Annotated in this window: 13 protein-coding genes; 1 reads left to right on the plus strand and 12 read right to left on the minus strand. The window is 61.0% G+C overall.

Annotated elements, in window-relative coordinates; translation table 11 throughout:
• Positions 1-18: 18 nt before the first annotated feature.
• The 11 genes from ACMRQN_RS05795 to ACMRQN_RS05845 all read right to left on the minus strand — a co-directional run bounded on the left by ACMRQN_RS05795 (position 19) and on the right by ACMRQN_RS05845 (position 9,864).
• Entirely contained in the window at positions 19-1,446 is a 1,428-nt protein-coding gene (locus ACMRQN_RS05795; RefSeq protein WP_418734190.1) for an alanine/glycine:cation symporter family protein, read from the minus strand.
• A gap of 234 nt (positions 1,447-1,680) precedes the next feature.
• A complete protein-coding gene (locus ACMRQN_RS05800) occupies positions 1,681-1,884 on the minus strand; it encodes a cold-shock protein (RefSeq protein ID WP_158049612.1) in 204 nt (67 codons plus the stop codon).
• Positions 1,885-2,081: 197 nt separating this feature from the next.
• Entirely contained in the window at positions 2,082-2,483 is a 402-nt protein-coding gene (locus ACMRQN_RS05805) for a hypothetical protein (RefSeq protein ID WP_418734191.1), read from the minus strand.
• Between the two features lie 39 nt (positions 2,484-2,522).
• A complete protein-coding gene (ruvB, locus tag ACMRQN_RS05810) occupies positions 2,523-3,602 on the minus strand; it encodes a Holliday junction branch migration DNA helicase RuvB (RefSeq protein WP_418734192.1) in 1,080 nt (359 codons plus the stop codon).
• Positions 3,603-3,616: 14 nt separating this feature from the next.
• Positions 3,617-4,213 carry a Holliday junction branch migration protein RuvA gene (gene ruvA / locus ACMRQN_RS05815; RefSeq protein WP_418734193.1) on the minus strand — a complete coding sequence of 199 codons (597 nt, stop codon included), beginning with the start codon at positions 4,211-4,213 and terminating at the stop codon, positions 3,617-3,619.
• Positions 4,214-4,222: 9 nt separating this feature from the next.
• The gene (gene ruvC, locus ACMRQN_RS05820) at positions 4,223-4,741 is read right to left on the minus strand and encodes a crossover junction endodeoxyribonuclease RuvC (protein WP_418734194.1); all 519 of its coding nucleotides are present in this window, start codon (positions 4,739-4,741) and stop codon (positions 4,223-4,225) included.
• Positions 4,742-4,955: 214 nt separating this feature from the next.
• Positions 4,956-5,759 carry a YebC/PmpR family DNA-binding transcriptional regulator gene (locus ACMRQN_RS05825; protein WP_158049602.1) on the minus strand — a complete coding sequence of 268 codons (804 nt, stop codon included), beginning with the start codon at positions 5,757-5,759 and terminating at the stop codon, positions 4,956-4,958.
• Between the two features lie 204 nt (positions 5,760-5,963).
• Positions 5,964-6,437, minus strand: coding sequence for a low molecular weight protein-tyrosine-phosphatase (locus ACMRQN_RS05830; RefSeq protein ID WP_418734195.1), 474 nt, complete (start codon positions 6,435-6,437; stop codon positions 5,964-5,966).
• Between the two features lie 338 nt (positions 6,438-6,775).
• On the minus strand, positions 6,776-7,288 hold the full coding sequence (moaC, locus tag ACMRQN_RS05835) for a cyclic pyranopterin monophosphate synthase MoaC (protein ID WP_297149500.1): 513 nt from the start codon (positions 7,286-7,288) through the stop codon (positions 6,776-6,778).
• A gap of 105 nt (positions 7,289-7,393) precedes the next feature.
• Positions 7,394-8,395, minus strand: coding sequence for a GTP 3',8-cyclase MoaA (gene moaA / locus ACMRQN_RS05840; RefSeq protein ID WP_418734196.1), 1,002 nt, complete (start codon positions 8,393-8,395; stop codon positions 7,394-7,396).
• Between the two features lie 293 nt (positions 8,396-8,688).
• A complete protein-coding gene (locus ACMRQN_RS05845; RefSeq protein WP_418734200.1) occupies positions 8,689-9,864 on the minus strand; it encodes an MFS transporter in 1,176 nt (391 codons plus the stop codon).
• Between the two features lie 181 nt (positions 9,865-10,045).
• Between ACMRQN_RS05845 and ACMRQN_RS05850 the strand changes: the two genes are divergently transcribed.
• Entirely contained in the window at positions 10,046-10,981 is a 936-nt protein-coding gene (locus ACMRQN_RS05850; RefSeq protein WP_418734197.1) for an AEC family transporter, read from the plus strand.
• 253 nt (positions 10,982-11,234) lie between these two features.
• Here the strand turns inward: ACMRQN_RS05850 and ACMRQN_RS05855 are convergent.
• Positions 11,235-11,445: IS3 family transposase (locus ACMRQN_RS05855; RefSeq protein WP_418734198.1), on the minus strand; the 211-nt coding region annotated here is incomplete at its 5' end.

An 11,445-nucleotide genomic window follows, 5' to 3' on the forward strand; every position in this document is an offset into this window, starting at 1 on the left:
ACTCGTTTGCAGCCGCGTCTACTTCGAGAAAATCATGGGAATTTCCCGCGTGTCTTCTTCCTCGATGTTGCCCTCGTAGACGTAGTGTTTCGTCTCGCGGCAGATCAGCCCCGAAAGCAGCAGTATGGCGATGATGTTGGGAATGGCCATAAGCGCGTTGCCAATGTCGGAGATGGTCCACACCACGTTGCCCACGCCGATCGCGCCGAGGAACGCGACGAGAACGTACACGATGTGGTACGGCAGGATGGCGCGCTTGCCGAACAGGTAGGCGGCGCAGCGGTTGCCGTAGTACGACCAGCCGAGGATCGTGGAGTACGAGAATGACACCATGCCGATGACGAGAATCGGCGTTCCGACATAGGGAATGGTGGCGAACGCGGTGGAGGCGAGCTGCGCGCCGGTGTAGAACGTCGGGTCGGCGAGCACCTCCGCCTGGATTTCGGGGTGCGCGATCATCGTCGACACGAGCACGATGCCCGTGAGCGCGCAAATGACGACCGTGGACCAAAACGTGCCGGTCATGGCGATAAGCGCCTGCTCGGCAGGGTTTTTTGTTTTAGCGGCCGCCGCGATGATGGGGGCGGAGCCAAGGCCCGACTCGTTGGAGAACAGGCCGCGGGCGCAGCCGAATTGCAGCGCCATCAGAAGACCGGAGCCGACCGCGCCGCCGAACGCGGCCTTCGGCGTGAAGGCGCACTCGAAGATGAGGCCGATCGCGCTGCCGAGGGCAGGCGCGTTCATCAGCAGAATCACGATGCACCCGCCGGCGTAGGCGACCGCCATGACGGGAACGAGCTTCTCGCACACGTGCGAGATGGACTGCACGCCGCCGAAGATGACGATGCCCACCAGCACGACAATGGCGATGCCAACCGCCCAGTCGGGAATGCTGGGAATCGAAGACGTGATGATGCCGGTCATGGACGTCGCCTGCACCGCCGAGCCCGTACCAATGGTGGCGACGACGGCGAACGCGGCGAACGCGATGCCGCCGAGCTTCGCCCACCAGGGGCGCGTGCCGTCTTTGCGCGTGAAGGCGCGTTCCCACACGTACATGGCGCCGCCGAGCATGTTGCCCGCATGGTCGCGCACGCGGTAGCGCACCGAGGCGTAAACTTCCACATACTTCGTGGCCATGCCGAACACGCCCGTGATCCACATCCAGAAGACGGCGCCCGGGCCGCCTGCCAGGATTGCCGTGGCGACACCGACGATCGACCCCGTGCCGATGGTCGCGGCAAGCGCCGTCGCAAGCGCGCCGAAGTTGGAGATATCACCCTCGCCCTTCGAGGTGCCGCCGCCCCACGACATGCGAAGCGCCTGAGGCAGCTTGCGCTGGATGAAGCCCGTACGAACAGTGAGGAAGATATGGGTGCCGAGCAGGAGCGCGATCATCGCAGGCCCCCACACGACTGAGTCAATGGTGTTCAAGATTTCAATCATAGTGGGTTGGTATTGTAAAGGAAATACAAACGCTCGCGCAGGCGCATTCCCCGAATGGCAACGAGAAAACATCATCGGTAAATCCTCAACGCCGAAGCCTATCCAGAAACGAAAACATCTTTAGATACCGAGCGTTTGATTACCATTACTATGTTTTACGAGACCACACGTCAAGGTATAAAAAACGACCCCGCTTTCGCGAGGTCGTTCAGCATGTATGAATGTAAAAAGGATTTACAGCTTCACCACATTGCTTGCCTGGAGCTTGCCGTTCTGACCCGTGGTCACGTCGAAGGAAACAGCCTGGCCCTCATCGAGCGTCTTGAAGCCGTCCATCTTGATCTCGGAAAAATGAACGAAAAGGTCTTCGCCATCCTTCTGGGAGATGAAGCCGTAGCCTTTTTCCGGGTTGAACCACTTAACAGTACCTTCCGCCATTTTAAAATCCTCTTCTCTTCCCCTTAAGCCGGGGAGGTAACTCTGCGCGTTGCATGGCGGCAACACTCGCCCTCACTTCGAGGGCACATGAATACTATACGCTATCGCGCTGCGAAACCGCTCCGAAATCGCAGGAATTCGAACCATTTTTCCCGAAGCATGCGATGCGGGGAAATGCCAACGGAAACGGCTCGCCCTTAGTCCTGCGTCGACTCGAGATAGTCGAGCCGCTCAGCCGGCGTGCCCTCGGCAAGCTCGAACCCGTAGGCCAAGGCGAGCGCTTGCGCCTGGCCTGCGCGAACCTCTGCGAGCTCATCGTTTCCCGCACTGCGCAGGAACTCGGACTCGAGCTGCAAGCTGTTCGCGACGTATTCGGTGACATGCGGGTCGACGCCCGACACCTGAAGCACCGATGCCATCGATTCGGGGGCAAGCGAAAGAAGCATCGACCCGTCGAGGTCGGTCGCGTCGCCGATAGCGTTCTCGAGCATGTCGGCAGCGGCAGCCGGATCACGGCCGTCGTCAGCACGCTCGATACTGCGGCGCATCGCCTGCATGAACTGCATGAGCAAACGCATGAGATAATCTTGTTCGAACATGGCACTCCCCGTTCGCGGTAGGTTACAGTCGGTCCTTCGTCAGTCGGCCTTCGGCGGCACGATTCCCAGATGCTCGTAAGCGCGCTCGGTCGCCTGACGGCCCTTCGGCGTGCGCACGATAAGCCCTTGCTGCATGAGATAGGGCTCGTACACGTCTTCGATGGTGTCAGCGTCTTCCGAGAGCGCCGACGCAAGCGTGGTGAGGCCCACGGGGCGCCCGCCGAACTGCACGGCAAGCAGCTCTAGGATACGATTGTCAACCGCGTCGAGCCCCAAGCTATCCACCTCGAAGAAGCTGAGCGCCTGTGCCGCGACATCCTCGTCGATAACGCCGTCGCCCCTCACCTGCGCCCAGTCGCGCACGCGCTTGAGCATGCGGTTCGCCAAACGCGGAGTTCCGCGGCTGCGGCGGGCGATCTCGAGCGCGCCATCTTCGGAAATGGGAACGTCCAGAATGGCGGCAGAGCGCGCAACGATTGCTGCGAGCTCCTCGGGCGTGTAATACTGCAGGCGGAATGCAATGCCAAAGCGGTCGCGCAAAGGACCTGTGAGCAGGCCCGTTCGCGTCGTCGCACCGATGAGCGTGAAGTGGGGCAGATCGAGGCGAATCGATCGCGCGGCCGGCCCCTTCCCCACCACGATATCGAGCGCGAAATCCTCGAGTGCGGGATAGAGCACTTCCTCGACCATGCGGTTCAGGCGGTGAATCTCGTCGATGAAGAGGACGTCGCCCTCTTCGAGGTTCGTGAGAATCGCAGCCAAATCGCCCGTTCGCTCGATAGCCGGGCCGCTCGTCGTGCGGATGTTCGCACCGAGCTCGTTGGCGACCACCGTGGCAAGCGTGGTCTTGCCAAGCCCCGGAGGCCCGGAGAACAAGATGTGGTCGGCGCATTCCTTGCGTTGCTGCGCCGCCTCGATAAGGATAGCGAGCGACTCTTTCACCTTGGTTTGCCCCAAGTAGTCGCAAAGCTTCTTCGGGCGCAGGCTGCGGTCGAGCGCGAGGTCGTCCTCTTGCAAGTTGGGCGCCACCGCGCGATCGCTTGCAGACGGGGACGCTCCACCCTGCACCGCAGTTGCCGCCTCGAAGACCATTCCCTCTATTTGAACACCGTCCGCCATTGCGTCCTTTTCATCTAATGAGCCGTACCCAGTCGCTTAAGGGCATATTGTAACAGCGCTGCCTCGGTCGCACCCTCGGGAGCCCCCTTCAACGCCAATTCTGCCTCCTGCGAGGTGAATCCCATGGAGAGAAGCGCTTCGGTTGCGCCCTTCAGCCTGTCGTCGAGAATCGTTTGCGCGGAAGGTTCGGAGAGCAGGCTTTCAAAGCTCGCATCGAAGGAGCCTTTCAGCTCGAGGATGATGCGCGATGCGCTCTTCTTGCCCACGCCGGGGATCTTCTGCACGAGGGCGACATCCTGCGCGGCGACAGCGTCCGCCAGCGCGCGCGGGGAAAATGTGGAAAGCGCCGCCAGCGCGACCTTCGGCCCGACGCCAGTCACGCCTATCAGGCGCTCGAAAGTGGCCTTCTCCTCTTCTGAGAGGAACCCGTAAAGCGCAATGCCCGCATCGCTCACCTGCAGATACGTGAGCACTGTGACGGTGGTGCCGGATTCTGGCAGCCTAGAGAGCGCCGTTGCCGACATGAAGACGGCGTAGCCCACACCGTTCACATCGATATAGGCGACTTGCGGCGTTTTGCCGGCGAGCTTTCCCTTGAGAAACGCGATCATGCTTGCTCCTTACTTCGCAAGTCCGCCGAAGCCTTCGTGAGTGGTGTAGCAGATGGCGGCGGCCAACGCATCGGCAGCGTGGTCGGGGCTTGGCACCGAGTCGAGCGAGAGCAGCTGGCTTACCATGTATTGCACCTGTTCCTTGTCGGCAGTGCCCGTGCCTACTACCGCTAGCTTGATCTGGCGAGGCGTGAATTCCCCCACGCTGAGGTTTTCCTCCGCGCAGGCGACGAGCGCCGCACCGCGCGCCTGACCCGTTGCGAACGCCGCAGTGATGTTCTGCCCGAACCACACCGTTTCGATTCCCACGCACGTGGGTTTGAAGCGATCGATCACCGCGCCGATCTGCTCGTGGATCTTGCGAAGGCGCAAGGAGAGCTCGACCTGCGCGGGCGACGATACGCAACCGTATGCGATGCACGAGAGCTTGGCGCCGCGCTGCGACACGATTCCCCAGCCCGTGTTCGCCAGGCCTGGGTCAATCCCGAGTATGATGCGCTCGCGCGTTACCACTGTGCTCCCTTGCATTCCCAAACGTTTGTTCGGTATTGTAGCATACCGATCCGAGATGCGAACATTCTTTCGCGTTTTCCTTCGCAAGAAACGCAAAAGGCGGCCCCTTTCGGAGCCGCCTTGCAAATCCATTCCCAAAGCTGGAAAGCTTCCCCACCTCGCTCGACGCTTCGCGCGAGCAGGGCGCGCCCGCTCGGGCGCCTAGATGGGGAAAGAATAGTCCACAGGACTATTCTTCTTCCAAAGCCTCGGCGATCTCGTCGGTGATGTCCATCGTGTGATAGACGTTCTGGAGGTCCTCCAGCTCTTCGAGGCGATCGATGAGGCGCATGACCTTCTTGGCGTCCGCCACGGACACCTCGGTCGGCGTGGACGGAATCATGGTGAGCTCGGCGCCCTTCACCTGAACACCCTGCTCCTCAATAGCCTTCTTCACGGACATGAGGTCGGACGGCGAGGTGTAGACGATCCACTCCTCGTCGGCATCCTCGTAGTCGTCTCCGCCGGCCTCGGCGACAGCCATCATGAACTCGTCCTCGTCAGCGGCAGCACCGTTCGGGCCGATGGGGTTCTTCTTGTCGCCGGTCTCAATTTCCTTGGCGACCATGATCTGGCCCTTGCGCTCGAACTGGAACGACACGGAACCGGAAGTACCGAGCGAGCCGCCCGCATGGGTGAACGCGCTGCGCACGTCGGCCGCGGTGCGGTTGCGGTTGTCGGTCAGAGCCTCGCAAAAGATAGCGACGCCAGCCGGGCCGTAGCCTTCATACTGAACGGTTTCGTAGTTCGCGGCGTCCTTGCCGGAACCGAAAGCCTTGTCGATAGCGGTCTTGATCTTGTCCTTCGGCAGGGAGTAGCCCTTCGCCTTTTCGATAGCAGCGGCGAGCGACGCGTTGTTCTCGGGGTTCGGGTCGCCACCTTCCTTCGCAGCAACAGTGATGTTACGGGAAAGCTTGGAGAACAAAGCAGAGCGCTTAGCGTCCTGAGCAGCCTTGCGGTGCTTCGTTGTAGCCCATTTTGAGTGACCTGACATATACGTCCCTTCCGATAATGCAAATACCAGCCGCATAGTTTAGCACAGAGGGCAAGCTACACAAATACCCCACGCCCCACCCGCACGCAATTTGCAGAAGAGAAAATTGTTGCCGGCGCAACGGCGATCACCCACCCGAAACAAGAAGGACCTCAAAGCCCGCCTAGGCATCACGACGGCATGCTTGCGTTCCTGGCGCAGCTTCTAGTGCTCGCCTTCCAACTTCGAGAGCAAACTGCGACACCCAGCGACGATGTCGCGATAGGTCGCGTCGAAATTGCCGGTGTACCACGGATCGGCCACGTCCTTACCGTGGCGGGGGTTGTCGTCGGGAAGAAAGTCGAGCAGACGCACGAACTTCTTCTGCGGGTCGCCGCCGAAGATAGACTCGAGGCCGTGCAGGTTCTCCCTGTCCATGTAGACGAAAAGGTCCCACTCGCCGTATTCGTTTGCCCGCACCTGCCGCGCATGATGGGCATGCGTGGAAATGCCCTGTTCGCGAAGCTTTTTCAGCGTGCCCGGATGAGGCAGCTCGCCAATTTCTTCGGTACTCGTCGCCGCGGAGTCAATCGAGAACTTGCCTCCAAGACGAGCTTTGCGCACCATGTCTTCCACGACAAATTGTGCCATGGTTGACCTGCAGATATTGCCGTGGCATATAAATAGGATGCTATGCACGAGCCCCCTTCCGCCAATTCTTCGAGATGCCAACCAAAGCCAACACGGCTGGGCCAGCAACGTTTAATCATAAGGGTCTTCCGTTGCAGAAAGGTTAACGAGCCGAACGCAAAAGAAGAGAGGCAAGCAGCGCCCGCGCACGGGAAGGTGCCAACTCGAAAAGCAAAACGCATCAGTCAGAGAACGCTCGCAGAAAGGCGTGGGCCCCACGACGCGAGGTCCGTATCGGCGGACAAGCGCCCGCAGACGAAAAACACGGGCTCGAACCACGCGGAAAGGCGCGGACGGGCCCGTCAGTCAACAACTCAGTTAAGCGGTCGGCGCCGCGTGCGCCCCGGCTATTCGGATTCCCCGCGAAGCCACAGGCCCGTCTTGCCGCCGTCCTTCTTGAGCAGGCGAATCTCGGAGATTTCCATCCCGCGGTCGACCGCCTTGCACATGTCGTACACGGTGAGGCACGCGACGCTCGCCGCCGTGAGGGCCTCCATCTCGATGCCAGTCTTGCCGGTAACGCCCGTCGTCGTGGTGACATGAATGCCCACGCGGCCGTCTTCGCGCTCGCCCTCGAGCACCGGCGTGCATTCCACCTTGGCTTTTGTGATGTTCAGCGGATGGCACATCGGAATGAGCGTGCTCGTCTGCTTTGCCGCCATCACGCCCGCCACGCGCGCACACGCCAAGACGTCGCCCTTCGCAGCCTTGCCTTCCACGATAAGCGCAAGCGTCTCGGGATGCATGGAGATGAACCCCTCTGCGACCGCAACGCGCTCGGTGTCCGGTTTCTGGGACACGTCGACCATGCGGACGTCGCCCTTCTCGTCGATGTGCGTCAAATGAGTATCGCCACTCATGGTGAATTCCTTTCGAAAAGCGTCCGTTACGCCCGTGATTCTAAACGATATGGCAAGCTGGCGAAAGCCGTACGGCGCCGAAGTGCCGCGCAGCCTTCGGAAAACCTAGCCGCCGATTTGGCTCATGCCGCGCTCGGTTCCCACCTTGTCATGGTGCTCGTCGGGCTTCGCACCAAGGGCCTGCAGAAACACGGCGCGCTGGTCTTCCTCGGTGCCTTCGCGCAACGCGGTTCGCAGGTCGTATTCCTCATCGGAGAACAAACACGGGCGCAGCTTGCCATCGGCCGTCAGGCGCAGGCGGTTGCACTTGCTGCAGAAGTGGCGCGACAGCGGGCTGATGAAGCCCACCGTGCCCGCGGCGCCGGGGAAATGATAGTACTCTGCGGGACCCCAGCCGATCGGCTTGTCCTCCCCCGCCGGAACGAGCTCGCCTATGCCCTGTTCACGGGCGCCCTCGTTGATGATGTTGAACACTTCCTCGCAGGAGATGACACCGTCCTTGCCCCAGCTGATGCCGTCGACCTCAGAGACATCGCCGATGGGCATGTGCTCGATGAAACGCACGTGTAGCGGGCGGTCGATCGAGAGCTTGGCGAAATCGAGGAAGCCGTCCGCAAGCGAGCGGAGCGCGACCGCATTGATTTTCACGGGGTTGAATCCCGACTCGAGCGCCGCATCGATGCCGCGAAGCGCGTCGTCGAGCGATCCGCAACGCGTGATCTTGTGGAACTTCTCAGCGTCGAGCGTGTCGAGCGAGAGGTTCACGCGTGAAAGCCCCGCCGCCTTCAAATCGGCCGCCATGCGCGGCAAGAGCACGCCGTTCGTGGTCATCGAGACATTTTCAATCTCGGGCATCGCGGCGATATTGCGCACCAGGTCGACGAGACCCTTGCGCACCGTCGGTTCGCCGCCTGTCAGGCGCACACTTTTAATGCCGATCGTCGTCGCGATACGAACCGCCTGCTCAACCTCTTCGATTCGCAGGATATCGAAATGAGAGAGCTGCTGCACTCCCTCTTCGGGCATGCAGTACACGCAGCGGAAATTGCAGCGATCCGTCAGCGATATACGCAGGTAATCGATTACGCGGCCATGGCCGTCCTTCATATTCCCCTCCTTGAAGTTCATTCGCAGTTGCCTAGTATACTCCAAGAAGGCAAGACGCCGCACAACTGTTGTCGGGGCGCTACCATATAAGACGATTCGAGGGTTCTTGTCACGCAGCAGCACTTGCCCGAACGTGCGCCCCCAACCGCGGGCCCCTGGGCGTGGCGGCGTGCCCCGCGCGCAGTTCCGCAGCGCAGCGAGGACTGTTTGAGCACGGGGTACGCCGCCGCGACCAGGGGCAACCCCGCAGGTTGAAGCTGCCCCCCAACCAGGGGCGCCGCCGCGGGCTGAAGCTACCCGATCGACGGATGGCGAACCTGGCGCAGAAGTCCCACGAAGCGCAGGCAGCAGTAGGCAAGCCCCACCAGCGCAAGGACGCCGCCAACGTACCCGATAAGCCCGATCCCCGCATTCGCGGTGACCACACCGCCAAGCCATGTTCCCGTGCCGATGCCAAGATTGTAGAGCCCCGAGTACATCGACATAGCGACCGAGCTTGCACCCTCGGGCGCGCACTTGATGACAGCGGCGTTGAACGACACATTGAACAGCGACGCCGCAAGCCCCCACAGCACGCACACGAAACACGACGACACCTCGCCGCCCGCAGCCGCGGGAGCCATCAGCAAAAGCGCCACCGCGATGCCGGCGCACGCGAAGCGGATAAACGTCGCGAGCGTCACATGCCCCAAACGGGCGAACAGCAGGCTGCCCACCAAACCTGCCGCGCCGAAAAGCACGAGCGCAAAGGTGATCGCATCGTCGGGCAGACCCGCGACCTGCTGGAAGAACGGCTCGATGTAGCCGTAGCCGGTGAAGTACGCCGTAATCACAATGATGGTGACAAGATACATGCTCAGAAGAGAGCGCGTGCGCAGAAGGCTCGGCAGCTTCCCCAGCGTGAAGGGTTTCCCCGCGTCGAGCTTGGGGAACACGAACGCAAGGCACGCAACGATGGCGAACGACACGATTCCCACCGTGAGAAACATCGCACGCCACCCGATGGCAAGACCGAGCATGCGCCCGCATGGTAGACCGAAGATCATGGCGACCGACGTTCCCATGCCCACCATGGAGAGCGCGAGCGAGGCCCTCGAGGAAGGCGCCACGCGCACCGCGAGCGGTGTGATAATCGACCAAAATACCGCATGAGCTGCAGCAACTCCGATGCGCGCCGCCATAAGCATCCAGAAGTTGACCGACGCCGCCGAGAGCAGCTGGCAGATGCCGAACAGGACGATCACGCCGAGAAGCAGGCGCTTCGGCGACACCTTCGTCACGCAGAGCATAAGCGGCAGCGACAAAATCATGACCGCCCATGCGTACACGGAGATGAGCATGCCCGCCGCCGACTCGGTCATGTTGAAATCTGCGGCAATGTCGGTGAGCAGGCCGATGGGCATGAACTCCGACGTGTTGAACACGAAAGTCGAAAGCGTCATCCCCAAAAGCGGAACCCAAAACCTCATCGACACGAGCACCCACTTCCTTTCCGAGGGCGTCCCAAAAACGTCCATCTTCACTAAGCCGACACAGCTTACTCCATCCACCGAACAGGTCTGCATATTTTTCTTGTGGCGGCGCGAGCGGCGTTATTATCGTGCGGCACTTTTCCTAGAAGCACATCACCTGCACGGAGGCACAACTGGTATGGACGGCGAATTTCTCAGCATTCTCGGCACGATGGTCATCTTGTTCTTCGATATATCGATTGGATATATCGCGAAGAAAGCCCACGTCATGGACAAGACCATCGACAAAGGCCTGTCAAAACTCATCTTGAATACGGCGCTGCCGGCAATGATCTTGGGCTCGGTGCTCACCGCCGATTCGCTTCCCGGATCGACCGAAATCCTCATCACCATGGGGCTGTCGATCGTAAGCTTCGTCATCATGACCGCGCTCGCGTTCCTCGTCACGAAGCTTCTCGGCGTCCGCGACGGGCACAGGGGAGTATTCCGCTTTATGCTCACGTTCGGCAACGTCGGCTTCATCGGGTTCCCCGTGTTGTCGGCCATCTTCGGACCCTCGACGCTGATTTACGGCTCGATCTTCAACTTGCCGTTCAACTTCCTCGTGTTCACGATGGGCGTTTGGTTCATCGCTCAGGACTCCGGCCGCGGCGCAAAGGTGAAGATGGGGCTTAAGACCTTCCTCACCCCGGCAAACATCGCCTGCGCGATCGCTATCGTCCTCACGCTATTGAACGTGCACAGCGTGCCCATCATCGGCGACGCCGCCGAGACGCTCGGTTCCTTCACCACGCCGGGCGCGCTTCTGATCATCGGCTCGTCGCTTGCCGACCTGCCGGTTTCCAAACTCATCGGCGGTCCGCGCTTGTGGATCGCGTCCCTCGCGCGCCTCATCGTCTCGCCGCTCATCGTGTGGGCGCTCTTCCGCCTCGTGCCGGTCGACCCGATGCTCATCGACATCATGGTGGTGCTATGCGCGATGCCGGTCGCTACGAACGGCACGATGCTGTGCTACCAATACGGCGGCGACTCGCGCACCATGGCTCAGGGCACTTTCGTCACGACCGTGCTGTCGATCATCACGATCCCGATTCTCGTCATGGTCATCGGGTAGAAGACGAAGCACGGGAAGGCGAGGCAGCGCGAGACATTCGGACACGGGGCATTCGGGTGTGGGAAGGCGAGGTCGTCCCTCCCCCGCTTTCGGGCGCAGGGCATATCCCGTGCTCAAACAGTCCTCGCTTCGCTGCGGAACTGCGCGCGGGACACGCCCTGCCCCCGAAAGCGACTCTTACCCCCCTCGAATAACAACGGGGCCGCCTCTCGTGATGAACTGCGCCCCAAAACTTGGACGGATTAAATAAAGACTACGCCACTCGGGACTGGCTCCGGAACTCCTCCGGGGTCAGTCCGTTCAGTTTAACCTGGCGTCTCCGGGTGTTCCAATGGATTACGTAGGCGTCGAGGTCCGCCTTGAAGGACTCGAAGTCGGGCCAGCTGCGTCCCCTGAAGAACTCGTCTTTCAAGTGGCCGAAGACCTGCTCGGTGGCGCCGTTGTCGAGGCAGTTCCCCTTGCGC

The sequence above is a fragment of the Ellagibacter sp. genome, from assembly GCF_048412355.1.
Lineage (GTDB): Bacteria > Actinomycetota > Coriobacteriia > Coriobacteriales > Eggerthellaceae > Ellagibacter.

Excerpts from the sequence above, each read along its gene's own strand:
- moaA (WP_418734196.1), bottom strand. The coding sequence starts at position 8,395 with ATGAAGGACGGCCATGGCCGCGTAATCGATTACCTGCGTATATCGCTG.
- ACMRQN_RS05795 (WP_418734190.1), bottom strand. The coding sequence starts at position 1,446 with ATGATTGAAATCTTGAACACCATTGACTCAGTCGTGTGGGGGCCTGCG.
- ACMRQN_RS05825 (WP_158049602.1), bottom strand. The coding sequence starts at position 5,759 with ATGTCAGGTCACTCAAAATGGGCTACAACGAAGCACCGCAAGGCTGCT.
- ACMRQN_RS05845 (WP_418734200.1), bottom strand. The coding sequence starts at position 9,864 with ATGAGGTTTTGGGTTCCGCTTTTGGGGATGACGCTTTCGACTTTCGTG.
- ACMRQN_RS05850 (WP_418734197.1), top strand. The coding sequence starts at position 10,046 with ATGGACGGCGAATTTCTCAGCATTCTCGGCACGATGGTCATCTTGTTC.
- ruvC (WP_418734194.1), bottom strand. The coding sequence starts at position 4,741 with ATGCAAGGGAGCACAGTGGTAACGCGCGAGCGCATCATACTCGGGATT.
- ruvB (WP_418734192.1), bottom strand. The coding sequence starts at position 3,602 with ATGGCGGACGGTGTTCAAATAGAGGGAATGGTCTTCGAGGCGGCAACT.
- moaC (WP_297149500.1), bottom strand. The coding sequence starts at position 7,288 with ATGAGTGGCGATACTCATTTGACGCACATCGACGAGAAGGGCGACGTC.
- ACMRQN_RS05800 (WP_158049612.1), bottom strand. The coding sequence starts at position 1,884 with ATGGCGGAAGGTACTGTTAAGTGGTTCAACCCGGAAAAAGGCTACGGC.
- ACMRQN_RS05805 (WP_418734191.1), bottom strand. The coding sequence starts at position 2,483 with ATGTTCGAACAAGATTATCTCATGCGTTTGCTCATGCAGTTCATGCAG.
- ruvA (WP_418734193.1), bottom strand. The coding sequence starts at position 4,213 with ATGATCGCGTTTCTCAAGGGAAAGCTCGCCGGCAAAACGCCGCAAGTC.